This window comes from Lysobacter niastensis (genome assembly GCF_031457115.1).
GTDB lineage: Bacteria > Pseudomonadota > Gammaproteobacteria > Xanthomonadales > Xanthomonadaceae > Lysobacter_J > Lysobacter_J niastensis_A.
Genome location: NZ_JAVDVY010000002.1, coordinates 241,115 through 265,881 on the forward strand (window position 1 = coordinate 241,115; position 24,767 = coordinate 265,881).

The 24,767-nt window shown below is 67.1% G+C and carries 28 protein-coding genes and 1 pseudogene; 18 read left to right on the top strand and 11 right to left on the bottom strand.

The features are described from left to right. Positions 1-9: 9 nt before the first annotated feature. Genes moaB through ppk2 form a run of 3 tightly spaced genes read left to right on the top strand, consistent with a single transcriptional unit; the run spans position 10 to position 1,695 of the window. The gene (moaB, locus tag J2X06_RS10320) at positions 10-531 is read left to right on the top strand and encodes a molybdenum cofactor biosynthesis protein B (RefSeq protein ID WP_310061912.1); all 522 of its coding nucleotides are present in this window, start codon (positions 10-12) and stop codon (positions 529-531) included. A gap of 37 nt (positions 532-568) precedes the next feature. After that, complete coding sequence (locus tag J2X06_RS10325) at positions 569-922, top strand: helix-turn-helix domain-containing protein (RefSeq protein WP_310061915.1); 354 nt, start codon at positions 569-571, stop codon at positions 920-922. Further along, the gene (gene ppk2, locus J2X06_RS10330) at positions 919-1,695 is read left to right on the top strand and encodes a polyphosphate kinase 2 (protein ID WP_310061918.1); all 777 of its coding nucleotides are present in this window, start codon (positions 919-921) and stop codon (positions 1,693-1,695) included. The genes J2X06_RS10325 and ppk2 overlap by 4 nt, the downstream gene beginning before the upstream one ends. A 48-nt stretch (positions 1,696-1,743) precedes the next feature. Here the strand turns inward: ppk2 and J2X06_RS10335 are convergent, their stop codons facing one another. From J2X06_RS10335 to J2X06_RS10345, 3 genes are read right to left on the bottom strand one after another with little or no spacing between them, the layout of a single operon-like run. Beyond that, a complete protein-coding gene (locus tag J2X06_RS10335) occupies positions 1,744-2,013 on the bottom strand; it encodes an acylphosphatase (RefSeq protein ID WP_310061921.1) in 270 nt (89 codons plus the stop codon). Further along, complete coding sequence (locus J2X06_RS10340; protein ID WP_310061924.1) at positions 2,010-2,624, bottom strand: TlpA family protein disulfide reductase; 615 nt, start codon at positions 2,622-2,624, stop codon at positions 2,010-2,012. The genes J2X06_RS10335 and J2X06_RS10340 overlap by 4 nt, the downstream gene beginning before the upstream one ends. 4 nt (positions 2,625-2,628) lie before the next feature. Beyond that, the gene (locus J2X06_RS10345; RefSeq protein WP_310061926.1) at positions 2,629-3,897 is read right to left on the bottom strand and encodes a YihY family inner membrane protein; all 1,269 of its coding nucleotides are present in this window, start codon (positions 3,895-3,897) and stop codon (positions 2,629-2,631) included. A gap of 270 nt (positions 3,898-4,167) precedes the next feature. Between J2X06_RS10345 and wrbA the strand changes: the two genes are divergently transcribed. The 3 genes from wrbA to J2X06_RS10360 all read left to right on the top strand — a co-directional run bounded on the left by wrbA (position 4,168) and on the right by J2X06_RS10360 (position 5,698). Continuing rightward, positions 4,168-4,761: an NAD(P)H:quinone oxidoreductase gene (gene wrbA / locus J2X06_RS10350; RefSeq protein WP_310061928.1), complete on the top strand. Its 594-nt coding sequence runs from the start codon at positions 4,168-4,170 to the stop codon at positions 4,759-4,761. After that, on the top strand, positions 4,758-5,087 hold the full coding sequence (locus J2X06_RS10355; RefSeq protein WP_310061930.1) for a DUF2069 domain-containing protein: 330 nt from the start codon (positions 4,758-4,760) through the stop codon (positions 5,085-5,087). The genes wrbA and J2X06_RS10355 overlap by 4 nt, the downstream gene beginning before the upstream one ends. Positions 5,088-5,209: 122 nt before the next feature. Continuing rightward, on the top strand, positions 5,210-5,698 hold the full coding sequence (locus J2X06_RS10360; protein WP_310061933.1) for an asparaginase domain-containing protein: 489 nt from the start codon (positions 5,210-5,212) through the stop codon (positions 5,696-5,698). A 297-nt stretch (positions 5,699-5,995) separates the two neighbouring features. Here the strand turns inward: J2X06_RS10360 and J2X06_RS10365 are convergent, their stop codons facing one another. The 3 genes and pseudogenes from J2X06_RS10365 to sufT all read right to left on the bottom strand — a co-directional run bounded on the left by J2X06_RS10365 (position 5,996) and on the right by sufT (position 9,194). Then, entirely contained in the window at positions 5,996-6,268 is a 273-nt protein-coding gene (locus J2X06_RS10365; RefSeq protein ID WP_310063590.1) for a proprotein convertase P-domain-containing protein, read from the bottom strand. 87 nt (positions 6,269-6,355) lie between these two features. Further along, positions 6,356-8,083, bottom strand: a pseudogene (locus J2X06_RS10370) (S8 family peptidase); the annotation flags it as partial. A 553-nt stretch (positions 8,084-8,636) separates the two neighbouring features. Then, positions 8,637-9,194, bottom strand: coding sequence for a putative Fe-S cluster assembly protein SufT (sufT, locus tag J2X06_RS10375; protein WP_310061935.1), 558 nt, complete (start codon positions 9,192-9,194; stop codon positions 8,637-8,639). Between the two features lie 206 nt (positions 9,195-9,400). Between sufT and J2X06_RS10380 the strand changes: the two genes are divergently transcribed. Then, entirely contained in the window at positions 9,401-9,823 is a 423-nt protein-coding gene (locus J2X06_RS10380) for a hypothetical protein (protein ID WP_310061937.1), read from the top strand. An 18-nt stretch (positions 9,824-9,841) separates the two neighbouring features. Here the strand turns inward: J2X06_RS10380 and J2X06_RS10385 are convergent, their stop codons facing one another. Further along, the gene (locus J2X06_RS10385; RefSeq protein ID WP_310061942.1) at positions 9,842-11,275 is read right to left on the bottom strand and encodes a PLP-dependent aminotransferase family protein; all 1,434 of its coding nucleotides are present in this window, start codon (positions 11,273-11,275) and stop codon (positions 9,842-9,844) included. 142 nt (positions 11,276-11,417) lie between these two features. Between J2X06_RS10385 and J2X06_RS10390 the strand changes: the two genes are divergently transcribed. The 3 genes from J2X06_RS10390 (at position 11,418) to J2X06_RS10400 (ending at position 13,453) form a co-directional block, all read left to right on the top strand. Beyond that, complete coding sequence (locus tag J2X06_RS10390; protein WP_310061946.1) at positions 11,418-11,972, top strand: hypothetical protein; 555 nt, start codon at positions 11,418-11,420, stop codon at positions 11,970-11,972. 352 nt (positions 11,973-12,324) lie between these two features. After that, positions 12,325-12,870: a hypothetical protein gene (locus tag J2X06_RS10395; protein WP_310061949.1), complete on the top strand. Its 546-nt coding sequence runs from the start codon at positions 12,325-12,327 to the stop codon at positions 12,868-12,870. 109 nt (positions 12,871-12,979) lie between these two features. After that, positions 12,980-13,453, top strand: a complete 474-nt coding sequence (locus J2X06_RS10400) for a hypothetical protein (RefSeq protein WP_310061952.1) — start codon at positions 12,980-12,982, stop codon at positions 13,451-13,453. Positions 13,454-13,535: 82 nt separating this feature from the next. Here the strand turns inward: J2X06_RS10400 and J2X06_RS10405 are convergent, their stop codons facing one another. Both J2X06_RS10405 and J2X06_RS10410 read right to left on the bottom strand, forming a co-directional pair. Then, positions 13,536-14,927, bottom strand: a complete 1,392-nt coding sequence (locus J2X06_RS10405) for an NAD(P)(+) transhydrogenase (Re/Si-specific) subunit beta (protein WP_310061955.1) — start codon at positions 14,925-14,927, stop codon at positions 13,536-13,538. Next, positions 14,924-15,229, bottom strand: a complete 306-nt coding sequence (locus J2X06_RS10410; protein ID WP_310061956.1) for an NAD(P) transhydrogenase subunit alpha — start codon at positions 15,227-15,229, stop codon at positions 14,924-14,926. The genes J2X06_RS10405 and J2X06_RS10410 overlap by 4 nt, the downstream gene beginning before the upstream one ends. 128 nt (positions 15,230-15,357) lie before the next feature. On the opposite strand from J2X06_RS10410, the gene J2X06_RS10415 reads away from it, so the two are divergent. From J2X06_RS10415 to J2X06_RS10430, 4 genes are read left to right on the top strand one after another with little or no spacing between them, the layout of a single operon-like run. Next, positions 15,358-15,717, top strand: a complete 360-nt coding sequence (locus J2X06_RS10415; RefSeq protein WP_310061958.1) for a hypothetical protein — start codon at positions 15,358-15,360, stop codon at positions 15,715-15,717. 45 nt (positions 15,718-15,762) lie between these two features. Continuing rightward, positions 15,763-16,338 (top strand): RNA polymerase sigma factor, encoded by a 576-nt coding sequence (locus tag J2X06_RS10420; RefSeq protein ID WP_430539592.1) that lies wholly within the window; start codon positions 15,763-15,765, stop codon positions 16,336-16,338. Continuing rightward, complete coding sequence (locus tag J2X06_RS10425; RefSeq protein WP_310061964.1) at positions 16,335-16,709, top strand: hypothetical protein; 375 nt, start codon at positions 16,335-16,337, stop codon at positions 16,707-16,709. The genes J2X06_RS10420 and J2X06_RS10425 overlap by 4 nt, the downstream gene beginning before the upstream one ends. Positions 16,710-16,711: 2 nt before the next feature. Further along, on the top strand, positions 16,712-17,179 hold the full coding sequence (locus J2X06_RS10430; protein WP_310061967.1) for a DUF3106 domain-containing protein: 468 nt from the start codon (positions 16,712-16,714) through the stop codon (positions 17,177-17,179). A gap of 179 nt (positions 17,180-17,358) precedes the next feature. On the opposite strand, the gene J2X06_RS10435 is transcribed toward J2X06_RS10430, so the two are convergent. Further along, positions 17,359-18,477 carry an NAD(P) transhydrogenase subunit alpha gene (locus J2X06_RS10435; protein ID WP_310061969.1) on the bottom strand — a complete coding sequence of 373 codons (1,119 nt, stop codon included), beginning with the start codon at positions 18,475-18,477 and terminating at the stop codon, positions 17,359-17,361. Positions 18,478-18,523: 46 nt separating this feature from the next. Next, positions 18,524-20,704 carry a DUF1631 family protein gene (locus J2X06_RS10440; RefSeq protein ID WP_310061972.1) on the bottom strand — a complete coding sequence of 727 codons (2,181 nt, stop codon included), beginning with the start codon at positions 20,702-20,704 and terminating at the stop codon, positions 18,524-18,526. 140 nt (positions 20,705-20,844) lie between these two features. On the opposite strand from J2X06_RS10440, the gene J2X06_RS10445 reads away from it, so the two are divergent. The 4 genes from J2X06_RS10445 (at position 20,845) to glpK (ending at position 24,738) form a co-directional block, all read left to right on the top strand. Further along, positions 20,845-21,417: a nitroreductase family protein gene (locus J2X06_RS10445; RefSeq protein WP_430539566.1), complete on the top strand. Its 573-nt coding sequence runs from the start codon at positions 20,845-20,847 to the stop codon at positions 21,415-21,417. After that, positions 21,414-22,346: a 5'-3' exonuclease gene (locus J2X06_RS10450; protein ID WP_310061975.1), complete on the top strand. Its 933-nt coding sequence runs from the start codon at positions 21,414-21,416 to the stop codon at positions 22,344-22,346. Before J2X06_RS10445 ends, J2X06_RS10450 begins: the two co-directional genes overlap by 4 nt. A 77-nt stretch (positions 22,347-22,423) precedes the next feature. Continuing rightward, a complete protein-coding gene (locus tag J2X06_RS10455) occupies positions 22,424-22,978 on the top strand; it encodes an NUDIX hydrolase (RefSeq protein WP_310061978.1) in 555 nt (184 codons plus the stop codon). Between the two features lie 272 nt (positions 22,979-23,250). After that, positions 23,251-24,738: a glycerol kinase GlpK gene (gene glpK, locus J2X06_RS10460; RefSeq protein ID WP_310061982.1), complete on the top strand. Its 1,488-nt coding sequence runs from the start codon at positions 23,251-23,253 to the stop codon at positions 24,736-24,738. Positions 24,739-24,767 lie beyond the last annotated feature (29 nt).

Genomic DNA, 24,767 nt, shown 5'->3' on the forward strand with positions numbered 1-24,767 from the left:
CTGCGCGCCATGACTGCCGAACGCGATTTGATACCGCTGAACCTGTGCGTGCTGACCGTATCGGACTCACGCACGCTGGCCGAGGACAGCTCGGGCGACTACCTCGTGCAGGCGCTGCGCGATGCCGGCCACCGCCTCGCCGACCGCAACCTGCTGCCTGATGACCGGTACAAATTGCGCGCCACGGTGTCGCTGTGGATCGCCGACGACAACGTCGACGGCATCCTGGTCACCGGCGGCACCGGCTTCACCGGTCGCGACTCGACACCGGAAGCGCTGCTGCCGCTGCTCGACAAGGAGATGCCCGGCTTCGGCGAACTGTTCCGCGCGATCAGCTTCGACGAGATCGGCACGTCCACGCTGCAGTCGCGTGCATTCGCCGGGCTGGCCAACGGGACGTTCGTGTTCGCCCTGCCCGGCTCGACCTCGGCCTGCCGCACCGCCTGGGAAAAGATCATCGTCAGCCAGCTCGATGCGCGCACGCGTCCGTGCAATCTCGCCACGCTGCGCCCGCGCCTGAAGGAGCGCTAGGCCTCAAGCGCCAGCCCTGAAAACGGAGAGTGACCCGATGTCGTTGGACACCACGTTGCGATTGCTCGCCAAAGCCCGCGGCCTGACCACGGCCGACATCGCCACCGCCATCCCGCGTGCCGGCGTGGCCACGGTCAGCGCCTGGCTGCGCGGCGAGAAGATGCCCGGCAAGGAACAACTCGACGCGCTGGCGCGCACGTTCGGCGTGCCCGTCGGCGCGTTGCTGGCCGAACTGGCCAGCACGCTCGATCCCGCACGCACGCAGGGCGAGCACGACCTGCTCGCCGCCTATCGCGCACTCAACAGCCGGCAACAGGGCGCCTTGCTCGAAGTGGCCAGGTCGATGTCCGGTTCACACCGGACCACGCGCAGCAGGAAGACACCGCGATGAGCGAGCTCAAGCGCAAGGAGTACGAAGATCTGCTGGAGCCCATGCAGCTGGAGCTGGTGGACATGGCGCGCTGGGTGCAGCATTCCGGCTGCAGAATGGTGGTGCTCTTCGAAGGCCGCGACACCGCCGGCAAGGGCGGCGCGATCCAGGCCATCGCCGAGCATCTCAATCCGCGTCAATGCCGTGTCGTCGCCCTGCCCAAGCCCAACGACCGCGAAGCCACGCAGTGGTATTTCCAGCGCTACGTGCCGCACCTGCCCGCCGCCGGAGAGATCGTGCTGTTCGATCGCAGCTGGTACAACCGCGCCGGTGTCGAGAAGGTCATGGGCTTCGCCACCGACGCGCAGGTCAAGACGTTCCTGGCGGAAGCGCCGGCATTCGAGCGGATGCTCGTCAACGACGGCATCGTGTTGTTCAAGTATTGGCTGTGCTGCGACCAGGACCAGCAGGAGGAGCGCTTCGCCGAGCGGCTCCAGGATCCGCTCAAGCGCTGGAAGCTCTCGCCGATCGACGAGGAAGCACGCCGGCATTACGAGGCCTACACCCGCGCTCGCGAAGCAATGCTCAAGGCCACGCACACACGCCATGCGCCGTGGACGCTGGTCGATTTCAACGACCAGAAAATCGGCCGACTCACCCTGATCCGCCACCTGCTGTCGCGCATTCCCGACAAGGAAGTGCCGGAAAAGAAGTTCAAGTTCCCGAAGTTGCCGGGCAAGCCGAAGAAGGAACGCTACGGCGCGCTCAAGCCGATAAAGAACTTCAAGGTGTAAGGCTTCAGCGCCGCCAGGCCGCGCAGCGGCCAACGCGCAATAACGGACTCAAATGGTGACGAAGCCCTCTCCGGCTTCGTCCTCGTGCGCGTCCAGGCGCTCGAGGTCCTCCACGTGTGCGAGCTCGGGCCCCTGTCGCAGCCACGCCGCCAGCGTGTCGATGGCGGCGGCGTCGCCGACGGCCAGCACCTCGACCCGGCCGTCGGGCAGGTTCTTCGCATAGCCGCGCAACCCCAGCGCCTGCGCCTGGTCACGGGCGGACGCACGAAACCACACCCCCTGCACCTGGCCGCTGACGATGAAGCGCGCCGCTTTCATGACTTCTCTCCCGGTTTGGCCGGTGCCGCCGCCGGGCCACCGGCCTTGGCGATGGCCGATTCGATGTCATGTGCCGTCACAGGTCCCAAAAACTTGTCAGCGATCTTGCCGTCGGGGCCGATCAGATAAGTCATCGGCAATCCGCGCGGCGTATCGAAATCGGCAGGCGGCGAATAGGTATCGACGATGGCGATCGGATAGGCCACCGGATGTTTCTTCAGGAACGCCTGCATGTCGGCCGGCTCGATTTCCTCGTAGGCCAGTCCGATCACCTCGACGTGCTCGCGCATGGTGTCCAGCGCGGACAGGTCCGGCATTTCCTTCAGGCACGGCTTGCACCAGGTGGCCCAGAAGTTCACCACTACCCACTTGCCGCGATGCTCGGCGAGGTCGTATTGACGGCCGTCGGTGGTCGCAATCTTCAGCGTGGGGGTCGCGGTATCGGCCGATGCCGGCTTTTCGGCGGGAGCCGGCGCTTCGGGTGTCGCAGCAGCGGGCGCCTGCTGGGCCGGTTGCGCGGCTTCCGGTTGCGGCGCGGGCTTCTGGCACGCGCCAAGCAGCACGACCGCCGTGGCGAGGATGGGCATCAGGACATGGCGGTAATGAGGCATCGGTTCAACTCTCGGGTTCGGCATGGATGGAGGAAACGCGGCGCTTGAGCAGCTCGCGCAGGGGCAATCGCAGCTCGTCCATGATGGCGACCGCCGAGCGTCCGAGCGAATCGTCGTGGCAGGGCAAGCGCGCCTCCGCTATCGGGATACGCAACTGACACGCCTCGTAGAGTTCGGCAAGGGTCAACTCGTCGAGATCGCGCGAAAGCAGCCATTCGCCGGTTTCGGCCCGCCGGACGACGTTGATCTCGCACAGCTGGGCCAGCATCTGCTGCACCAGCGCGTCGGTCAACATCGGCTCCAACCGCTCGATCTCGTCGCTGTGCAGGCCGCGCCCTTCCTTGCGCACCTCGTTGAACCGGGCCAGCAGGCGCAGCAGGCCATACATCTCGAAGCCCAGCGGCAGGCGCATCGAGGCCGGCTGGTAACGGAACTCGGACATCGACGACGCCAGCGACGCGCCCAACAGCACCGCCACCCAGCTCAGATAGATCCACAACAGCAGGATCGGCACGGCGGCCAAAGGACCATAGATCTTCGAATAGGAATTGAAGCTGCCCAGGTACAGGCCGAGCCCCCACTTCACCGCTTCGAACAACAGCGTCGCCAGCAGCGCGCCGGCGAACGCATGGCGCCATTGGATCGTGCGATGCGGCACCACGCGGTAGATCGCGGTGATGGCCACCAGTTCGATGACCATCGGCGCTGCGCGAAGCATGAGGGTCTGCAGCGCGCGTCCGGATTGGGTCTCGAACAGCGACATGGCGAAGAACTTGGCCGAGATCGCCAGACTGGCCGCCGCCATCAACGCGCCCAGGGTCAACACCGTCCAATAGACGAGGAAGCGGCCCAGCCGGGGCCGGGCCGATTTGACCCGCCAGATCCGGTTGAACGCCGATTCCACGCCGTAGACCGTGATCAGCAGCGATACGACGAGCGCTATCACGCCGGCGGTGGTGAGCTGGCCGGCATTGGCGGAGAACTGCTTGAGGTAGGCCTGCACGGAGCGCGCAGCGGTCGGTACGAAATTGGAGAAGATGTAATCGCTGAGCCGGTCGCTCCACTCGTTGAACACCGGGAACGCCGACAGCACGCCGAACACCACCATCGACAGCGGCACCAGCGCGAATATCGTGGTGTAGGCCAGCGCGCCCGCGGCCTGGAACAGATCATCCTCGAGGAACCGGCGCGCAACGAAGCGGAAGAACGTGCCGACGCGCGCGCGGTCGCGCATGCGCTCGCTCCAGCGATTCAAGGAGTCCAACGGTTCCATCGGGCGGAGCGTAACCGATGGGGGGTGCTGGCGGGAGCATGGGCCTTGGCGTCGATATGGGCACGGTTGTGGCGGGGGTCAGCCCTTCATCCTGGGCTTGACCTTGTCGGCACCCATCGCGAGGCGAGCTGGAAGCAAGAACAGCAAAATGGATTGCGACTTTCGCCGGAATGACGAGGAGATCCAGGCGGCTGATCAAGTGGCGCCTTCGCTCCTCCGCTGCGTCCACGGGCCGCATCCACTATCCTTCCACGCCATTGGGAGAATGCGATGACCGAAGTTCTGGTGCTCTATTACAGCCGCGGCGGATCGGTGGCGCGACTGGCGCGACAGGTCGCGCGCGGCATCGGCGAGGTCGAAGGTGTCAGCGCGCGCATCCGGACCGTACCGCCCGTGGCGGCAGTGACCCAGACCGCGGCACCGCCGGTGCCCGACGAGGGCGCGCCCTATGTCGAACCGCGCGACCTGGTCGAATGCGCCGGCCTGGCGCTCGGCAGTCCCACCCGCTTCGGCAACATGGCCGCGCCGATCAAGCATTGGTTCGATGGCCTGGGCGCGGAGTGGGCCAGCGGCACGCTGGTCGGCATGCCGGCGGCGGTGTTCACTTCCACCGCGACCATGCACGGCGGCCAGGAAGCCACCCTGCTGACGATGATGGTCCCGCTGCTGCACCACGGCTGCGTGCTGATGGGCATCCCGTACACCGAACCTGCGCTCACCAGCACCCGCAGCGGCGGGACGCCCTATGGGGCCAGCCACGTGTCCGGCAGCCAGGACGACCCACAACTGAGCGACGAGGAAGCGCAACTTGCGCGCGCACTCGGGCGCAGGCTGGCCACGCTGGTGGCAAAGGTGGCGGCATGAACATCCGGCAGGTGATGGTGATCGCGCTGCTGGCGCTGAGCGGACTGTTCATTGCGTGGTTCGGCCCGCAGCCCTCGCCGCTGGCGGCGCTGGTCGTGTTCGCGTTGCCGCCGCTGGCGCTGGCGGCCGCGGCCCTGCACGGTCGCCGGAAGGCGGCGTTCTGGGCGGGCGTGCTGGCGTTGGGATGGTTCAGCCACGGGGTCATGGTGGCCTACACGCGTGCGCCGGAGCGCGGCTTCGCGATTGCGGAAATCGTCCTGGCGGTGGCCATCGTGCTCGCCGCCAGCCTGCCCGGCCTGCGCGCCCGCTTCGCCAAAAAACCGTAGGGCGGGCCTAGGCCCGCGTTGCGCGGTTCCGTCGCGACACACATCGGCAGAAGTCCATCGAGTGCGGGCCAAGGCCCGCCCTGCCCGTATAATTGCGGCGTTTCCCAGCGCGCGACATCACGATGGACCAGCTCTGCATCGTCACCACCGGCGGCACGATCGACAAGATCTACTTCGACGACAAGTCGGACTACCAGATCGGCGAACCGCAGATCGGCAGCATGCTGCGTGAACTGGGCGTGGGCTTCGAGTTCACGGTGATCCCGATCCTGCGCAAGGACTCGCTGCACATCAGCGCCGATGACCGCGAACTGATCCGCGCCACCATCGCCGCCCAGCCGGCACGGCACGTGCTGGTCACCCACGGCACCGACACGATGGTGGAAACGGCCAAGGTGCTGGCGAGCCTGACCGACAAGACCATCGTGCTCACCGGGGCGCTGAGCCCGGCGCGCTTTCGCGGATCGGACGCCGAATTCAACATCGGCTGCGCGGTCGGCGCGGTGCAGGCGCTACCGCCGGGCGTATACATCGCCATGAACGGCCGCATCTGGGACCCGTCCAAGGTGCGCAAGAACGTCGCCGCCAACCGCTTCGAACCCGCCGGCTGACCGCCGGCTGCGGTCGCGCGGCATCAGCAAGGCGCACGCGCATCGTCGCGCCAACGAGGCGTCGACAACCACTGGCAACCGCGCACTTCCGTTTTGTGCATCCTCACTGCTTCCCCGTCGCTTTGGCGATGGGCAGTGGCATCGCGCGGATGGCCCCCTGACACCCACAAGTCAACGGCCGGCCGACGCTAGACCGGCCGCCGACAAGGCGCACGGGTTCGGGACGCGACCTGAAAAAAAACCCCGGCCCGAGGCCGGGGTCGAGAGAGAGTCATCCGCCTTGCGGCGTCGACCCGATCAGAACGTGACGCTCCAGCTGTTGATGTAGCCGGTATCGCCCGCCGCGTTGTCGTTGACGCGCAGCTTCCACGTGCCGTTGAGCGCTTCGGTGGAGAGGTTCAGCGTCACCGTCTTGATCACGTTGTCGGTGCCGCTGCCGGTGCGGTTGTGGATGTTGTAGAGGCTGCCATCGGGCGCGACCAGGTCCACCTTCAGGTCGCCCTGGTAGGTGTGCACGATGTTGACCGACACCGATGCGTTGCTCGGCGCATTACCGCTACGGCCGGACACCGTGATCGGGCTGTCGACCGTGACGTTGTCGCTGATCGTGTAGTCGGCGGTGTTGCTGTAGGTCTGCGTTCCGCCGCCACCGGTGCTGTAGTCGCCGACCAGGCTGACGCCCGAGAACGCCGCGTAGGCCTTCAGGTTGATGTAGTACGTGCCGGCCTGCGGTGCTGCGATCGTGCAGGTCTCCGCATTGCCCGACAGGTACGGACGGCAGTCGTACACGGTGTCGGTCGGCTCGCTGCCGAACTTGACGTACATGTCCGAATCGCCGGTGCCGCCGGAGGTGGTGAAGGTCAGGTTGGTCGCGCCGGCCGGCACCGCCATCGTGTACTTCACGTACGCACCGGTCGCGGCCGACAGGTTGGTTGCGGCCACGCCCTTGGTCAGCGTGCCGCCCGGCGGCGGCGTGGTGCCGTTGGTGGCATCGACCACGGCCTTGGCGTTGAGGATGCCCGGGCCGATCGGCTGCGACGGCGTCGACGGGAACGCGGTGACGTTGCCCTTGATCAATGCCTCCACCTGCGCCGGCGTCTTCGGCGTGGTCGCCACCGACTGGATCAGCGCGACGACGCCGGCCACGTGTGGGGTCGCCATCGACGTGCCGTTGTAGGACACGTAGGTCTCGGCGCCCGGCGTAGTGGTGCCGGCGTTCATCGTGGACAGGATGTTCGAGCCCGGCGCGGCGATGTCGATCAGCGCACCGTAGTTGGAGAAGCTCGAACGCGCGCCGGTGCTGGTGATCGAGGCCACCGCGATGACGTTGTTGCAATTGGCCGGCGAGGCGTTGGACACGTTGACGTTGTCGTTGCCGGCGGCGATGACCAGCGTGGTGCCGCGGCCGACCGCGCCATTGATCGCGTTCTGCGTGGTCGTGCCGCAGGCGCCGCTGCCGCCGAGGCTGAGGTTGATGACCTCGGCCGGGTTGGCGTTGGCGGGCACGCCGCTGACGGTGCCGCCCGACGCCCAGATGATCGCGTCGGCGATGTCGGAGTCGTAGCCGCCGCAGGTGCCGAGCACGCGCGCCGGGACGATCCTGGCGCCGTGCGCGACGCCTGCCACGCCTTTGGCGTTGTTGGTCACCGCGGCGATCGTGCCGGCGACGTGCGTGCCGTGCCAGCTCGAATTCTGCGCAGCGTGCGTGCCGCCGCACTGGTTGGCGGCCACCCAGTCGCCCGGATCGCTCGGGTCGCTGTCGCGGCCGTTGCCGTCGTTCGACACGGCGGTGTCGCCGATGAAGTCGTAGCCCGGCAGGATGTTGGCGTTGAGGTCGCTGTGGTTGGTGATGCCGGTGTCGAGCACGGCGACCACGGCGCCGCTGCCGTTGGTGACGTCCCAGGCCTGGTCGGCGCGGATGCCGTATGTGCCGGAGTAGCCCCACTGCTGGCTGTAGCTGGTGTCGTTCGGGGTCAGCAGCGGCTTGTTGAGCTTGTCGACTTCGACGTACTCGACGTTCGCATCAGCCGCGATCTGGCGCATCAGCGTTTCGGCTTCGGCGCGATCGAGCTTGCGATCGGCGCGGACCACATCGGCACCGGTGGCGATGCGACGCACGTGGTTCACGCCCAGCTTCTTGCCGGCACCGGCGGAGACGGCCGCGGCATTCAGGGAGCGCTGCATCGTGGCGGAGCTGCCCTGTTCGGCGCTGCCGTCACGGTATTTCACGATGAAGCGGTCGTACTTTTCGGTGGACTGCAGTCCGCTGAGGTCGACGCGACCGGCGGCGAAGGCCGGTGCAGCGAACAGCGCGGACGAGAGGACGAGCGACGTAGCAACAGCCAGAGCGTTGGCCCGCAGGCCACGCGATTGGTACTGAGACATCTGGTTAACCCCCGAAACAGTGAAAAGCCGCAGTGCGCGGCAAAGAGAAGCGTCAGACCCCGTTCGTGCGGCCAGCCTTGGCCGATCCGCACCCGGCGTTCTGCGCGGATGCGCGGACTGTCAAAGAATGTCCGCCGGGTGACGCTAGACGACCGCCTGTCGGGCAACAACGGGGTTTCAACCTGAATCGTCAATAAAAATGAGGATTGCGTCTCAAATTAACAAAGCTCCCACGTTGCTGAACAGCCAAACTCGGCAAAGTCAGTCGCCTGAATGTGCGAAATGCGCACGAGCTCGGCGGACCCGCGGATGGCGCGAACGGCGGCCAGAAACAGCGCTTCGCGGACCATGCGCAGACGACCGGCAGGGCACCTGTGCGCCCCGACAAAAGGTCTGCCACGTGCGCAATGCGGCGGGCGGTAATCGCCCAAAAAGCCCCGGCAGAGGGCCTGGGGGAAGGCCGAGCCTTTCCTGCCATTTCACCGACGGCGGGCAGCAATGAAAAAACCGGCCGAAGCCGGTTTTTTTTATCGCCAGGTCAGGCCTGCACGACTCAGAACATGCCCGTTTCCAGGCGCGCCGCTTCCGACATCATGTTGCGGTTCCACGGCGGGTCGAACACCAGTTCGACATCGGCCTCGGCCACGGTCGGGATCATCTCCAGCTTGTCGCGCACGTCCGACACCAGGATGTCGCCCATGCCGCACGCCGGGGCGGTCAGGGTCATGCGCACTTCGACGCGACGCTCGCCCGCCTTTTCCGGGTGCTCGTGGATGCTGGCCTCGTAGACCAGACCCAGGTCCACGACGTTGATCGGGATCTCCGGATCGAAACAGGTGCGCAATTGGCGCCACACCAGTTGCTCGACCGCCTCGTCGTCGGCGCCCTCGGGCAGTTCCAGCGGCTCGGGCGCCTCCTTGCCGATAGCATCGGCATCGCGGCCGGCGACACGGAACAGGTTGCCCTCGACGAAGACGGTGTAGCTGCCGCCGAGCGCCTGGGTGATATAGCCGACGCTGCCCGCGGGCAGGGTCACCTGCTCGCCCTGCGGCACGAGGACTACGGCGCAATCGCGCTCGAAACGGACGGGTTCGCTGCTGCGGGAATACATGCTGGATAAATATGGGTGCCGCGGCGCAGCACAAGGCGGCCATTCTAGGGCCTGAGGCCCATGGAGGACCGTTTTTGGCCATGCCGGACGAGTCCGCTGGTGCCACGACCACTGAAACTGCCGGCGTCCGGACAATGCGCGGAAACCTTCAGGAGCCGGCGCCCGCTATGCTGTGCGGATTGCCTGCCGCTCCCGACCCGCGCCGAATGACGTCCCCGACCCCGCCGCCCGCCCGCAGTGCCTTCTGGCTGTCGTGGATGCTCCTGTTGCTCGGCACTGCCGGTTTCGCCGCGATCTGGATCGTGCTGAGCCTGTTCAACGACGCCCAGAACAGCTGGATGGCGGTGCTCGGCGCCCTCGACGTGGCCTGGATGCTGCGCCTGGGGCGCTATCCGGCCGGCCCCCGCCGGATGACGCTGGCGCTGATCGCCACCGCCGCGATCGTGGCCCTGGCCAACTGGGGCATCATCGCCTCGCAGCTCGGGCTGGTATTGGGATTGCAGCCTTGGGAGTCGGCGATAAAGCTGGGGCCAAACCTGGCGTGGACGCTGTTCCAGCTGGCCAATGGCGCCACGGACCTGGTGTTGTACGCCATCGCGCTCGTGGTAGCCGTCATCGCGGCGCGCTGACCCCGTCGCCCGCCACCATCACGACTCGTCCAGGCAGGTGGCGAATCGTTCCACCGCTTCGTCGATCTCGGCGACCGACAGGCCGCAATAACCGAGCAGCAACCCCGCCCGGTCCGGAGGATCCAGGTAGTACGGGGTGATCGGATACAGGCCCAGGCCGAGGCTGCGCGCCCGCGCGATGAAGGCCTCGCCTTCGGCGCGGGTCCGGTCCTTCAGCCACACCACCAGGTGCATGCCGGCGTGCGAGTCGTTGATCTGCAGGCGGCCTGCGCTGCAGCGACGCAGTCCGTCCAGCAATGCCGATCGACGTTCCTTCAGCGTCTTCCAGGTGCGGCGCAGATGCCGCTCGAAGCCGCCATCGGCCATGAAACGCGCCAGGGCGGCCTGCTCGATGCCGGGCGAACCGAAATCGTCCTGCCACTTGGCGTTGACGAAGTCGCCGCGCAATCCCGCGGGCACCACCATGTAGCCCAGCCGCAGCGAAGGGAACATCACCTTGGAGAAGGTGCCCACGTAGATCACGCGGCCGTATTCGTCCAGCGAGCGCAACGCGGCCAGCGGCTGCGCGTCGTAGCGGAATTCGCCGTCGTAGTCGTCCTCGAGTATCCAGCTGCCGTGTCGGTGCGCGTAGTCCAGCAGTTCCAGTCGCCGCGCCAGCGACATGACGACGCCGGTAGGGAACTGGTGCGACGGCGTCACGCATACCAGCTTGGCGCCCTGCTCCGGCAGGGCCTCGCACTGCAATCCTTCCTCGTCGACGCCCACTGTGTGCAGCTTCGCGCCATGGATCAGCAGCGCTTCGCGGATCGATGAGTAATGAGGCTCCTCGATGACGGCGGTATCGTCGATGTCGAGCAGCACGCGCGCCGCCAGCGCCACCGCCTGCTGGGTGCCGTCGACGATGATCACGTCCTCCGGCTGGGCCTGTACGCCACGGCGTCGCGCGAGGTAATCGCAAACCGCTTCGCGCAGCGCCGGCAGGCCCTGCGTCATCGGGTAGTTGGGCGCGGTGTAGGCGGCGGCGTGGGCCAGTTCGCGAGCCCAACTGCTGGTCAAGGCGGGGTTGGTCAGTGGCACGCCGTATTGGAAGGAATAACGCACGCCCTCGATGCGGCGCCCCGGAATGCGCAGGTGGTCGTGGTACAGGCGGCCGCGGCGGGCGAACTCGGATTGCGGCGCCAACGTCGCGTTCACCGCATGCATCGTTCGCAATGCCTGCAGCGGCGGGGTCACATAGCTGCCAGAGCCAACGCGGCCGTCGACGAAGCCTTCTGCGCGCAGTTGTTCGTAAGCGGCCAGCACCGTATTGCGCGAGACTCCGAGTTCGCGCGCCAATTGCCGGGTAGCCGGCAGCCGTGACCCCTGGTGGACCCGGCCGGCAAACACCGCCGTTTTCAGCGCGCGGGTGAGCTGGGCGTGCAGCGGTCCGCGACCGTCGAGTTGGAGATGCATGGCCGCCTCCGTGGAATGGCCAGAAGGGAATGGCCTGGAATGGCCCTATTCGATCCCTGTCAATTGGACCTTGCCAGTGCCAATCCTAGCCCTTCTGATGGAGCCATTCCCGCAAGCCCTCCCCTGCGAGCCGGAGCCCGAGATGAAAGCGAACCACCCCCTGCGCAGCGACCTCCTGCCAACCCGTCCCGCCCAGGGCGGCACCATGGCGGACACCCGGGCGTTACCTCTCTGGTCCTGGCTGCTGTTCGGCGGCGTGCTGGTGGGGACACTCGATCTGGCCTTCGCTGCGGGGTTCTGGTCGCTGCGTTCCGGTGTGGCGCCGATACGCATTCCGCAGTCGATCGCCTCGTGGGTGCTCGGTCGTGATGCGGCGATATCCGGCGGCATGGCGACCGCATTGCTTGGCGCGGCGCTGTACTACTACCTGACCACCGCGATGGTCACCGGCTATCACCTGCTCGCAGGCCGGTTTCCGTTGCTGCAGCGACGTCCGCTGACGATGGGCGCGGTATACGGCGTGCTGATGTATGCATTGCTGTTCCAGCTCATCGTGCCGCACTGGTCCGCAGCACCTTCGCGACCCGAGCCGCTCGCATGGACCTTGGCCTGCATCGCCGCATACGCGGTGTTGATCGGCATCCCTGCGGCGCTGTTCGCGCGGCAATGGCACGCGGGACAACTTCGTAGCTGGTAGCAGACGCGCGGCCGACGCTTGCGATCTGACCCGTTTCGACAGCCGTCCGAGAGAACCGGACAGACGGTCTGCGCCGGGGCCCGGTTACCCACACCGCGATAACAATTGGCGGCGCAAGCTGAAGCCGTCTGCGGTGCTCATCTCTCTCTCTCCAGCAGCAAGGTCGACGGCTCGTTCCGCGTAATCCAGATCAAGGAACAGCCCACCTCCGTCCGCGGACCTGCCCGGGACTCAGTTCCCGGGCAATTTTTATGTGCGATTGGCTCCGCCGGACGCGACCGGATTGGTGCTCCTGTTTTTCGAAAGGCCCGCTAGTTTTGGGGCCACTCGGCAAACACGAGACCTGTCGGTCATGGCCACGCACCATCCAGCGATTTCATCTGCGACAGCGCCCCTGACGCGCACCGCGTTGGGCTGGGTGTTGTTCGGCGGCTGCGTGGCGGGCGCGCTCGATTTCGCCTTTGCCACGGGTTTCTGGGCACTCCAGGGCATCGCGCCGCAGCGCGTGTGGCAGAGCGTGGCCGCCGGGCTGCTCGGCAAAGCCAGCTTCGATGGCGGCACCGCGACCGCGCTGTTGGGCGTGGCGCTGCATTACCTGATCGCGATGACGATGTCGCTGGGCTATGCGCTGCCGGCGCGACGCCTGGTCGCATTGCTGAGTCATCCGTGGCGTTGCGGCGCGCTCTACGGCCTGCTGCTGTACGCGGTGATGACCTACGTCGTCGTCCCCTTCTCGGCCGCGCCCGCAGGCGGCGCAGGCAACCGGCTGTGGATCGCATGCAGTGTGCTCGCCCACGTGGTGCTGGTGGGCTGGCCCTGCGCCTGGTTCGCACGCCGCGCGTTCCTCGAGCGGGGTGTTACGCGCTCACGGAAGGTATTGGCCGGCGGCATGCAGTGAGCCCGCACGGGGCACCGATCCACTCGCAAGGTCCACGCCTCGCGCGCTTCGATGGGGGCATCGCAGGGAGCCAGCCCGCGCACTGGTTTCCCACGCAATGGAGAACGTCATGAACATCGTGAACATCGCGCCTCTGAGTCTCATCGTCGCGCTCGCCCTGGCCTCCGCACCGGCGAGCGCCGACGAATGCAAGAAGATCCACGCCGACCTCGTCGAGGTCAGCGCAACGCAAGGTTGCAACCCTGGGCTGGCTTCGTGCTTCCTCGGCGAGGTCGACGGCAACCACGGCCTGCGCGGCACCACGCATTTCGCCGCCGACAGCGCGCGTGCAGGCCCGGCGACGTCGCCCACCTTCATCTCGTACAGCGGGCCGTTCGAGTACCGCACCGCCAACGGCAACATCACCATGCGTGAGACCGGCGTCACCACCAGCGGCCCCGAGGGCGTGGTCACCGCGTATCAGCAGATCGTCGATGCCACCGGTCAGTACGCCGGCGCTACGGGCTATGTCTTCGTCAGCGGACACAAGAGCGGCGGCATGGTCACCACCTTCGTCGATGGCGAGATCTGCTATCCGCAGTGAGCACAGTCGCCGTTGAACCCCGCCCCCAACTCCCCCTCTTCCCGCATGCGGAAGAGGGGCTCTTTATCTTCGTCCGGCGGCTTCAGTGCCCGCCACCATCCAGGGCCTTGAGCTCGCTGACCAGCGCGCTGGCCATTTCCGCGCCGTCACCGTAGAGCATGCGGGTGTTATCGGCGTAGAAGAGCGCGTTTTCGATACCAGCAAAGCCGGTGCCCTTGCCGCGCTTGATGACGATGGTGTTCCGCGACTGGTTCACGTCGAGGATCGGCATGCCGTAGATCGGCGATGCCGGATCGGTCTTGGCCACGGGGTTGACCACGTCGTTGGCACCGATCACCAGCGACACGTCGGTGTTCGGGAACTCGGGGTTGATGTCGTCCATGTCGGCGATCAGGTCGTAGGGCACGCCCGCCTCGGCCAACAGCACGTTCATGTGCCCTGGCATGCGACCGGCGACCGGATGGATGGCGAACTTCACCTTCACCCCGCGCTCGATCAGCTTCTGCGTCAACTCCCAGATCTTGTGCTGCGCCTGGGCCACGGCCATGCCGTAACCGGGCACGATCACCACGCGCTCGGCATAGGCCATCATCGCGGCGACATCGCCGGCCTCGATGGGTTTCTGCGCGCCGCTGATTTCCTGCGCCTGCCCGCCGCCGCCGAAGTTGGAGAACAGCACGTTGCGGATCGGGCGGTTCATCGCCTTGGCCATCAACTGGGTCAGCAGCGTACCGGCCGCGCCGACCATGGTGCCGGCGATGATCAGGGCCTCGTTGCCGAGCACGTAGCCTTCGAAGGCCACGGCCAGTCCGGTCAATGCGTTGTACAGCGAGATCACCACCGGCATGTCGGCGCCGCCGATCGGCAACGTCATCAGCACGCCGAGCGCCAGGGCGAGCGCGAAGAAGGCAATGATCGCCGTGGTGCCCAATGAATTCACGACGATGCCGCCGAGCACCACCACCGCCAGGAACACGACGAGGTTGAACAGTTGCTGGCCTGGGAAGGTCACGCGTTTGTCGAGGCGGCCGTCGAGTTTGGCCCAGGCGATCACCGAGCCGGACAGCGAGACCGAACCGATCGCCGCACCGATGACGCCCAGCACCAGCGAGATGCTCGAAGGCGCGCGCCCTTCGCCGGAGAACCGCAGCAACTCGACCGCGCCGATCGCCGCCGCCGAGCCGCCGCCCATGCCGTTGTACAGCGCGACCATCTGCGGCATGTCGGTGATGGCGACCTTCTTGCCGGACACCCACGCCAGCACCGTGCCGATACCCAGCGCGAGCACGATCAACGCCAGGTTATGCAGGCCCGGCAACAGGAATGTCGCCACGGTGGCGATCACCATGCCCATGCCGGCCCAGCGGATGCCGCTGCGCGCGGTGACCGGCGAGGCCATGCGCTGCAGGCCCAGCAGGAACAGCGTGGCGGCGACGAAATAGCTGACCGAGGCGATCCAGGCCAGGACGCTCATGCCTTGCCCCCGGCCGCCGGCTTCTTGCTGGACTTGAACAGCTCGAGCATTCGCTCGGTGACCACGTAACCGCCAGCCGCGTTGCCCGCGCCGAGCAGCACGGCGATGAAGCCGATCGCTTTCTCCAGCGTGGTGTCGGCATGGCCGAGGACGACCATCGCGCCGATCAGGACGATGCCGTGGATGAAGTTGGAGCCGGACATAAGCGGCGTGTGCAGGATCACCGGCACCCGCGAAATGATGACGTGGCCGGCGATGCCCGCCAGCATGAAGATGTACAGCGCCACGAACCCGTCGCCCATCATCCTTCCTCATCTCGATGTCGCCTGCATCATAACCGTCCCTGAATCAGGCGCCAGCGCTGTCAACCTGCGGCCGTGACAGGCGTTCTCCCCAGCGCAGGGTCGTCCTGCCAGCTTCGGAGATGGCAATGGAAACGACGAAGGGAACGGTAGCGAAGCGGACTTGGGGGGCGGTGCTGGCGATGGCGCTGATGTCGGTGGCCGTCACCGCGTCGGCGGATGACCGCGGCGACCGCGTGGACCGCCGCCTCGACCATCGCGGCGACCGGATCGACACGCGACTGGATCACAAGGGCGACCGCATCGACCGGCGGCTGGACCGCCGCGCGACCTATCAATATGGGCTGGGCCATGATCGCCGGGCCGCCCGCCTGGATTACAAGGGCGAGGGTATCGATCGACGGCTGGATCGTCGCGGCGACCTCGCCGACGCACGCTGGGATCGTCGCGGCGACCGCTTCGACCGCCACTGGGACCGCCGGCATTAAGCCCGCCCCCGTATGCTGCGACCCGTGAGCCGCGAAGCCGACGACGTGCCTGCCGCTACCGCGGCGCAGGCCCATGTCCGCGCCGCCTCCCCTGCGGAGGCGGTCGCGCGCACCCCTGCCTCGCTGGAGCAATTCCTGGCCGACCTCGGCACGCGGGCGTTCCGCTTCGCCGAAGTGGGCCTGCGGAACCGCGACGATTCACTCGACGCGGTGCAGGACGCGATGATGAAGATGCTGGCCTACCGCGATCGCCCGGCCGAGGAATGGACGCCGCTGTTCTGGAGCATCCTGCGCAGCCGGATCGTCGACATCCAGCGACGGCGCACGTTCCGCCTGCGCTGGCTGTTGCCGGCGCCCGAGCGCGACGACACCGTGCTCGACTGGGCCGACGACGCGCCCGACCCGGCCCGTGCGTTCGACGGCCGCGAAGCCTACGGCAAGCTCGCCGACGCGCTGGCCGCACTGCCACGCCGGCAACGCGAGGCCTTCAGCCTGCGCGTACTGGAAGAACTCGACGTCGCCACGACCGCGCGGGCGATGGGATGTAGCGAAGGCGCGGTGAAGACACACCTGTCGCGGGCGCGCGAAGCGCTGCAGCGGCAACTCGAGGACTGGCGATGAACCCCAACCATCCACAAGGCGACGACGAGCGCTTCGACCAGGCCATGCACGAACTGCATGCGCAGGCCGTGGCCCAGGTGTCGCCCCCCACGCGCGCCCGACTGCGCGCCGCCCGGCACCGCGCGACTGCCGCGCACGAATCGCGGCGACGCTACGGCTGGCTACTTGCCAGCGGCTGCGCCGCGGTCTTTGCGCTGGCCATTGCCTTGCAGTTGCAACCTCGTCCGGCCTCGCAGCCTGACGCCCCACCCTTGACGGAGGTGTCCGCGACTTACGACGCCGACACCGCCGTGGCCGCCCTCGACGAAAACCCCGATCTTTACCTCTGGCTGGCGTCCAACGACGACGCGCTGCCGGCTGCGGAGCAATGACCATGCGTTTGCCGACTTCCTCCATCCGCCCGCTTCGTGCCCTGGCATTGCTCGTCCTGCTGACCGCGGCGCTGCCGGTCCTGGCCGAGCAGCCCACGCCTGCGGCGCTTCCGGCCTGGGAGCAATTGACGCCGGCGCAGCGCGAGCAACTGATCGCTCCGATCCGGGAACGCTGGAACAGCGAACCGGAGCAACGCCAGCGCATGCTCGATCGCGCGCAGCGCTGGAAGCAGATGACGCCCGAGCAGCGCGAACGGGCCCATCGCGGCATGAAGCACTGGGAGCACATGACCCCGGAGCAGCGCGATCAGATGCGCGCTCTCTACGGAAAGATGCGCACGCTGCCTCCCGCGGAGCGGCAGGCGCTGAAGGAACGTTGGAGACAGATGACGCCGGAGCAGCGCAGTGAGTGGGTGAAGGCCAATCCGGCGCCGCCGGACACCCGAGCGCCGGCCGAAGCGCATCACTGATCGTTGAGAAATACGCTCCGAGGACAGGCCGTCGCCGCCAGCGGGAGAAGGGAATCAGGAGCCCTCTCCCGCCTGCGGTAGGGCGGTTGGGGTGAGGGCAAGCGGAGCGTCAGTGCCAGAAGCAGCCCCCACCGCCCTGCGCGCCCTTCTCCCGCTTCCGGGAGAAGGGAAAAAAAACATCAACTGGCTGTTGCGCGTTCCGGCCAGACCGTCCGCGACAGAAGGTCGTCGCTCCAGTCATAGGTCAGCGCACCCGTCTCCGCTGCCTTCTCATCGAGCAGCAGGCTGACGAAATTGAGCACGTTGCGCGCGTACATCTCGCTGGCATGCACCGCACCCTGGCTGGCGAGATTGAGCGGACCGGCCACGGTGACGCCGTGGGCTTCGATGGTCTGGCCCGGCTGCGTCAGCTCGCAGTTGCCGCCGGTCTCCGCGGCCAGGTCGACGATCACGCTGCCGGGCTTCATCCCGGCCACCATTGCCGCTCTGATGATCTTGGGTGCGGGACGCCCCGGGACGGCGGCCGTGCAGACGATGACGTCGATGCCTTTGAGATGTTCACCGAGCCGCCGCTGCTGCTCGGCACTCTCCTCCTCGGTAAGCTGCCGCGCATAGCCGCCCTCACCGGCCGCACTGACACCCAGGTCGAGAAAGCGGCCGCCCAGTGATTCGATCTGCTCGCGAGTCTCCGGCCGCACGTCGAAGCCCTCGACCTGTGCGCCCAGCCGCTTGGCGGTGGCGATGGCCTGCAGGCCGGCCACGCCGGCACCGACGATCAGCACCTTGGACGGCCGGATCGTGCCGGCCGCCGTGGTCAACATCGGGAAGAAACGCGGCGCCAGCGTGGCGGCGATCAGTACGGCCTTGTAGCCGGCCATGCCGGCTTGCGAACTGAGCACGTCCATGGCCTGCGCCCGCGTGGTGCGCGGCAGACGCTCCAACGGGAAGGCCACCAGCTTGCGCGCCATGATCGCCTCGCCGCGCGCGGCATCGGCTTGCGGCGCCAGCAACCCCACCAACGCCGCGCCTTCGCGCATGCGTTGCAAGGCGGCGGCATCGGGCGGTTGCACGCACAGCAACAGGTCGGCGGCGGAAAGCACTTCCTGGGCGCCTTCGACAATGCTGGCGCCGGCCTCGGCGTAAGCCTGGTCGCTGAAAGCGGCCTGCCGGCCGGCGTCGCGCTGCATCAGCACGCGCGCGCCACGGGCGACCAGCTTCTTGCAGGTTTCCGGCGTCATCGCGACGCGCCGTTCGCCCGGCGCGGTCTCGCACGCCACTCCCACGGTGATTCCCGCCATGCTCAGCTCCGCGACCGGTTCATCGCATCCTAGCGAATGCGCGGCTTCAGCGCTGCCCGGCGACGCGCCCCAGTTGATGGCGGACTTCCCTCATGGCTTCGTCGAACGGCGTGCGCTCGGCGCTCACGGTCAGGCGCCCCTCGCCCGCCAACGCGGCCAGCTCCTCGGCGGAGGCCACCAGCACGCGGATGCCACGGCGATTGACCAGCAGCAGGCGCGAGGTCAGCGGGCTGACCCAGGCGACCTTGGCGGCGACCGCCTCAGCCTGGGAATCGGAGATACGAACCCAATCGCCAGGCAGCAGGCGACGCATGCGGTCGGCCACGGCCGGATCGTGCGGCACGGTCGCGGTTCCACCGGCCAGCCACAGCTTGCGCTCTTCGCCCGTCTCGTCGTCGTGGGGCGGTTGCACGGGCGCCAGCGCATGCGTGCGCCGCGCCGCGTCCGGCCAGGCCAGCGAACGCACCAGCCCCGCCAAGCCGTGCTCGGACGCGCTGTCGTCGAGACCCGAGCTGGCCAGACACTGCACGATGGCCGATTGCAACACCAACAGGCGATCAGCGACCTGGCGACCACGGTTCTCCGAGGCGAACTCGTCCACCACCACCAGCGCATCGCCCAGCGTCAGCGCTTCGGCGTGACGCTCGGCCTCCTGGCCTTCGCGCAGCAGCGTCTGTACCAGGTGGTGACGCCATGGCATCGCCAGGAAATCGGCGACGGACTGCGTCAGCGGCTGCGCGCCCAGTCGGTGCCTGACGATCTCATCGGCCTTGCCCCGGGCATCGGCGAGACGCTCGCGGCCGTAGGCTGCCTTGGCGGCGCGCTCTTCCTGCAGTTCCACGCGACGGCGTTGCTGCGTCAGCAGCGCGTCCAATTCGACGTGGGCCACCTCGAAGATGGCGATGTCCTCGTTGTAGTCGGCCACGATGCGCTGGGCCACGGCCGCCGCGCGCTCGAGCAGTTCGCGATCCTGCGGCGTGGCCGCGCTGTTGCCCTCGCAGGCCTCGGTAATCGAGTCGAGCAGGCGGCGCGCAGGGTGCTCGCGCGATGCGAAAAGCGATTGATCGGTCAGCGCGACCTTGACGTACGGCAGGACCAGCCGCGCGTACAGCCGACGCGCGCGGTCAAGCAACGAATGCGTGTTGAACAGCGATTCGAACAGCATCGCCACCAGGTCGATCGCATCCTCTCCGGCCTCGCTGAGGCGGGTCTGGTCGGGATTGATGCCGAGGCGGCGCGCGCCATCGCTGAGGTGGTCGCGGATCGCGTTGCCCAGCATGCCGGTACCCGCCAGCGCGCGGGCAAAGACGTCCGGCGGTTCGGACTGCAGCAGCGAGGCGACGCTGAGCACCTCGTCCACGCGCAGCTCGCGCCGCGGCGGCAGCGTGCGCTGCGGGGCATGCTCGGCGTTGAGCGGCTCACCCTGGATCAGGCCTTCGCGCCAGACGTGCAGCATGTCGCGCAACTGGTCGAACTCGGCCAGGATGTCGGCATCGGAAGCACTGCCCTCACCGTAACCCGTACCACCGGGAGCCGGCGCCGGGACGCGCTCGGCCTGCGGCGCTAGCGCCGGCTTCACGCGAGGTGCGGCGATGCCGTAGCCGGCCGTGGCCAGCAGCGTGTTGACGCGGCCATACAGGTCGCCCAGAACGCGGGCCAATTCCTGCTCGTACTGGCGGAACACCATGGGCCGCAGCGATTCGGTCAGCTCCGCGTCCCGATAGGTTTCGATGAAGGCGCCGGCCAGGCGGCCTGCACCGATCGGATTGGAACTGGCCGGCACGTCCAGTGCGGTGGCCAGGGCCTCCAGGCGTCCCTCCATCATTTCCAATGGTTTGGAGTAGCGCTGCCCGATCGCCTCGGCCAGGCGCTGGCCGGACAGATGGAACTCCAGCTGGTTCTCGGCCACCAGCCCCATCGGCAGGTCGCCGCGATGGCGGATGCGCAGGGCGCGGAAGTCGTCGAAGCCCTGCGCCACCTGCTGGCGGAAACGCATGACGTAGGTGGCGCTATGCTGGCGCAGCGTCAACAATGAGGCCAGCTCGGTGCGGCGCGCGCCCGGGATGCCGGCGCGGATGGCCGACTCGTTGAGCGCATGCTCGATGGGGGTGTACAGACCGCTCGGGATCGCGCCGAGCTGCTCGACGGCGAGTCGCTTAATCTCTTCAAGGACGCGCAACGGTTCGGTGCGCGTGGCGTGAATGGCGCCGAGCGGTAAGCCTGACACTGTCAATGTCCCCATGAGTGACGCGCTTGAGCGCTTTCCGACTGCGCCTGCAGCATAGTGGCAAGATAGGTCAGTTTTTGTACGCAAAATAAAATTCTGTGACGAGTATCACCCAAAATTTTGGACGCCAGCTGAACTCCGTGAACGAAGCACTCTCCTACCTGGATGCACGCCGCTCGATCCCGCCCAAGCAACTGGGCGAACCCGGCCCCGACGACGCCACCTTGATGCGCATGCTGCGCTCGGCCGTGCGCGTGCCCGACCATGGCAAGCGCGTGCCCTGGCGCTTCCTCAGCTTCCGCGGCCAAGCCCGGCACGACTTCGGCGAACGCCTGGCCGCTCGCGCCCTGCAGCGCGACCCGGGCGCCAGCGAGGCGGTGATCGAGAAAGACCGCATGCGCTTCTCGCATGCCCCGCTGGTGGTCGCGGTGATCGCCAGGCTCGGCCCCGACGAGAAGATCCCAGAGTCCGAGCGCTTCTCCAGCGCGTCGTGCGTCTGCTTCGCCCTGCTGCAGGCTGCGCAGGCGTTGGGCTTCGGCGCGATCTGGCTGACCGGTTGGCTGGCCTACGACGCGCAGGTGGCCGGCTGGATGAACCTGCAACCCCACGAGCGCGTGGTCGGCTTCATACACATCGGCACGCCCAAGCTGGACGCGCCCGAACGCGAACGCCCCGATCCCGCCGAACTGCTGAGCGAATGGAGCGCATCATGAGCGACGGCACCCCGCCCACCGTGCGCCCCGCGCAAACGCTGTTCCTGGTCGACGCCAGCCTCTACGTGTTTCGCGCCTGGCATTCGATGCCCAACGAGTTCCACGACACGGAGGGCTGGCCCACCAATGCGGTGCACGGCTTCGCCCGCTTCCTGCTCGAACTGCTCGAACGTACCAGACCGCAACACATCGCGATCGCCTTCGACGAAGCGCTCGACAGTTGCTTCCGCAATGCCATCTACCCGGCCTACAAGGCCAACCGCGAATCGGCGCCGGAAGAGCTCAAGCGCCAGTTCGTGCATTGTCGAACACTGTGCCGCGCGCTCGGCCTGAGCGTGCTGGCGCACAGCCAGTACGAGGCCGACGACCTGATCGGCAGCGCGGTCCACGCCACGCGCCCGCAGGGATTCCGGTCGGTCATCGTTTCGGCCGACAAGGACCTGTCGCAACTGCTGGGCGATCACGACGAGCAATGGGACTACGCCCGCGGCCAGCGCTGGGGGGCTTCGGGCGTGCCCGAGCGTCACGGCGTGGAGGCGCGCCAGATCGCCGACTACCTGGCGCTGACCGGCGATGCGATCGACAACATTCCCGGCGTGCCCGGCATCGGCGCCAAGACGGCAGCCGCCCTGCTAGGCCATTTCGGCACGCTGGACGCGCTGCTGGCGCGGGTCGAGGAAGTGCCGTTCCTGCGCCTGCGCGGCGCCGCCAGCGCGGCCGCCAAGCTGCGCCAGCACCGCGATCAGGCCCTGCTCTGCCGGCAGCTGACCACCATCGCACTGGACGCGCCGCTGGACCAGGCCTCGAGCCGCTTCGTTCGCGGCACCGCCGATGGCGCCAGCCTGGCCACGCTGTGCGAGTCGCTGCGCTTCGGCCCGATGACGCGCCGGCGGCTGCATGAGGCCGCCGGCATCGCCCTGCCCGGATGAGCAGGCCGCATTAATTCGCGGCGTCATCACTTCGTCGTAGGATCGGAACGCTTCTTCAAATCGGATTGCCAGTCCAAATGAATCACCACGCCGACGAAACGATGGAAATGCTCTACGACGGTCCTTGGCTGCGCATGATCCGGCGCGGGCGCTGGGAATACGTCGAGCGCACCCACGGCGACGGCATGGCCGTGATCGTCATCGCCGTGACGCCGGATGACGACGTACTGTTCGTCGAGCAGTACCGCATCCCGCTGGGCGCGCGCACCATCGAAATGCCGGCGGGCCTGGTCGGTGACGACCACGCCGGCGACACGCCCGAGGCGGCTGCCCGCCGCGAGCTGATAGAAGAGACGGGCTGGTCGGCCGGACGCGTCGAAATGCTGCTGATCGGCCCGACCTCCGCCGGCATGAGCAACGAGCGCATCGCCTTCGTCCGCGCGCGCGAACTGACCAAGGTCGGCGAAGGTGGCGGCGTGGACAACGAGGACATCATCGTCCACGCAGTCCCGCGCGCGCAGGCCCCGGCCTGGCTGATGCAGAAACAGCGCGAGGGCTTCGAGCTGGATCTCAAGCTCTGGGCCGGGCTGTGGATGATCGAGCACAACCCGGACGGTTCGAAGGCCGATTGAGGCTTCGCGTCCAGCCGCACACGTACCAGAACAACCACCGGCGCGCCCGGAGGTGATGCGTCGCCATGGCGACGATCGGATCGTGTTCCCATCGATCACCGCCGCGCAAGGAAGCCAGGCGACCCAACAGGCAAGCTATGACTCCTCCCGGCACATAAGCCACGCTTCCGCTCGACACGACGCGTTGTGAGACTTCGGCAACCGGTCGGCTATATTGCGAAGCAAGTTCCTATCCGCGGGACCAGTGGTCAACGCCAAAAGGCCATCGATCAATGCCCGGATTCCTGCTTGCCATCGACAATGGAACCACCAGTACCCGGGCCATCGTGTTCGACACGGCTGGCCAGATAATGGCCTCTTCGCAGCGCGAGATCCGTCAGTATTTTCCTGATGATGGCTGGGTCGAGCAGGATGGCGAGGAGATCTGGTCGAGTACGGTCGATGCGTGCAGGAATGCGATTTCCGCCGCTGGCGTCGGCGCCGGGGACATCCTTGCCATCGGCATCACCAACCAGCGCGAGACGACACTGCTCTGGGATGCCGACAGCGGCGACCTGCTGCATCGCGCGATCGTGTGGCAAGACCGCCGGACAGCCGACTACTGCACCCAACTGAAGTTCGCGGGATACGAACCCGCAATCGTCAGTAAATCCGGATTGCTGCTCGACCCATACTTCTCGGCCACCAAGCTGCACTGGTTGCTGCAGAACGTTCCAGGCGCGCGCCAACGTGCGGAGCAAGGCAAGCTGCGCTTTGGAACCGTCGACAGCTTCCTGCTTTGGCGCCTGACAGGCGGCAAGGTGCATCGCACCGATGCAACCAACGCATCCAGGACGCTGTTGTTCAACATCCACACGCAGCGCTGGGATCCAGAGCTGCTTTCACTGTTCGACATCCCAGCCTCGCTCCTTCCGGAAGTGCTCGATTCCGCTGCGGACTTCGGAACGACCCAACCGCAGTTGCTTGGCGGCGCGATACCGATCAACGGCGTGGCAGGCGACCAACAGGCCGCCATGATCGGCCAGGCTTGCTTTCATCCGGGAATGGCCAAGAGCACCTACGGAACCGGCTGCTTCGTCATGATGAATACCGGTTCGACACCCATCCGCTCCAGCAACCGCCTGATCACCACCGTGGGCTATCGGTTGAATGGCCAGACCACCTACGCACTCGAAGGAAGCATCTTTGTCGCAGGCGCAGCCATCCAGTGGCTTCGCGATGGACTGAAGCTGATCCATCACGCCGGCGAAACCGAGGCCCTCGCAGGCCAGGCAGGCGAAAGTTGTGGCGTGTACCTCGTCCCTGCCTTCACCGGTCTTGGCGCCCCGTACTGGGACCCCAAGGCGCGCGGTGCAATATTCGGCCTGACCCGCGAGACCGGCATCGCCGAAATCGTCGCGGCGGGTCTTCAATCGGCGTGCTTCCAGACCCGCGACCTGCTGGAGGCAATGACTGCCGACGGCACCAGCCCCACCGCAACACTGCGAATCGACGGCGGCATGGTCAACAACAACTGGATGGCGCAGGCGCTGGCCAACGTGCTCGGCGTGACCGTCGACCGTCCGCAGGTCACGGAAACCACCGCGCTCGGGGCGGCCTACCTCGCCGGCCTGAAGCAGGGCGTGTTCCGCAATCTCAACGATATCGAATCGCTATGGCGCTGCGAGCGATCCTTCTCCCCCAACATGGACGCCCAAAAACAGGCGGAGTTATATCGCGGTTGGCTGGATGCTGTTGAGCGCGTCAGAAAGCACGATTGACCTCGGCGCCGCTGGCATCGGCGCCGAGG

Excerpts from the sequence above, each read along its gene's own strand:
- J2X06_RS10345 (WP_310061926.1), bottom strand. The coding sequence starts at position 3,897 with ATGGAACCGTTGGACTCCTTGAATCGCTGGAGCGAGCGCATGCGCGAC.
- ppk2 (WP_310061918.1), top strand. The coding sequence starts at position 919 with ATGAGCGAGCTCAAGCGCAAGGAGTACGAAGATCTGCTGGAGCCCATG.
- J2X06_RS10395 (WP_310061949.1), top strand. The coding sequence starts at position 12,325 with ATGGCCACGCACCATCCAGCGATTTCATCTGCGACAGCGCCCCTGACG.
- J2X06_RS10450 (WP_310061975.1), top strand. The coding sequence starts at position 21,414 with ATGAGCGACGGCACCCCGCCCACCGTGCGCCCCGCGCAAACGCTGTTC.
- J2X06_RS10455 (WP_310061978.1), top strand. The coding sequence starts at position 22,424 with ATGAATCACCACGCCGACGAAACGATGGAAATGCTCTACGACGGTCCT.
- moaB (WP_310061912.1), top strand. The coding sequence starts at position 10 with ATGACTGCCGAACGCGATTTGATACCGCTGAACCTGTGCGTGCTGACC.
- J2X06_RS10430 (WP_310061967.1), top strand. The coding sequence starts at position 16,712 with ATGCGTTTGCCGACTTCCTCCATCCGCCCGCTTCGTGCCCTGGCATTG.
- wrbA (WP_310061928.1), top strand. The coding sequence starts at position 4,168 with ATGACCGAAGTTCTGGTGCTCTATTACAGCCGCGGCGGATCGGTGGCG.
- J2X06_RS10385 (WP_310061942.1), bottom strand. The coding sequence starts at position 11,275 with ATGCATCTCCAACTCGACGGTCGCGGACCGCTGCACGCCCAGCTCACC.
- glpK (WP_310061982.1), top strand. The coding sequence starts at position 23,251 with ATGCCCGGATTCCTGCTTGCCATCGACAATGGAACCACCAGTACCCGG.
- J2X06_RS10410 (WP_310061956.1), bottom strand. The coding sequence starts at position 15,229 with ATGGGCGACGGGTTCGTGGCGCTGTACATCTTCATGCTGGCGGGCATC.
- J2X06_RS10380 (WP_310061937.1), top strand. The coding sequence starts at position 9,401 with ATGACGTCCCCGACCCCGCCGCCCGCCCGCAGTGCCTTCTGGCTGTCG.
- J2X06_RS10360 (WP_310061933.1), top strand. The coding sequence starts at position 5,210 with ATGGACCAGCTCTGCATCGTCACCACCGGCGGCACGATCGACAAGATC.
- sufT (WP_310061935.1), bottom strand. The coding sequence starts at position 9,194 with ATGTATTCCCGCAGCAGCGAACCCGTCCGTTTCGAGCGCGATTGCGCC.
- J2X06_RS10425 (WP_310061964.1), top strand. The coding sequence starts at position 16,335 with ATGAACCCCAACCATCCACAAGGCGACGACGAGCGCTTCGACCAGGCC.
- J2X06_RS10405 (WP_310061955.1), bottom strand. The coding sequence starts at position 14,927 with ATGAGCGTCCTGGCCTGGATCGCCTCGGTCAGCTATTTCGTCGCCGCC.
- J2X06_RS10325 (WP_310061915.1), top strand. The coding sequence starts at position 569 with ATGTCGTTGGACACCACGTTGCGATTGCTCGCCAAAGCCCGCGGCCTG.
- J2X06_RS10335 (WP_310061921.1), bottom strand. The coding sequence starts at position 2,013 with ATGAAAGCGGCGCGCTTCATCGTCAGCGGCCAGGTGCAGGGGGTGTGG.
- J2X06_RS10415 (WP_310061958.1), top strand. The coding sequence starts at position 15,358 with ATGGAAACGACGAAGGGAACGGTAGCGAAGCGGACTTGGGGGGCGGTG.
- J2X06_RS10355 (WP_310061930.1), top strand. The coding sequence starts at position 4,758 with ATGAACATCCGGCAGGTGATGGTGATCGCGCTGCTGGCGCTGAGCGGA.
- J2X06_RS10340 (WP_310061924.1), bottom strand. The coding sequence starts at position 2,624 with ATGCCTCATTACCGCCATGTCCTGATGCCCATCCTCGCCACGGCGGTC.
- J2X06_RS10400 (WP_310061952.1), top strand. The coding sequence starts at position 12,980 with ATGAACATCGTGAACATCGCGCCTCTGAGTCTCATCGTCGCGCTCGCC.
- J2X06_RS10390 (WP_310061946.1), top strand. The coding sequence starts at position 11,418 with ATGAAAGCGAACCACCCCCTGCGCAGCGACCTCCTGCCAACCCGTCCC.
- J2X06_RS10435 (WP_310061969.1), bottom strand. The coding sequence starts at position 18,477 with ATGGCGGGAATCACCGTGGGAGTGGCGTGCGAGACCGCGCCGGGCGAA.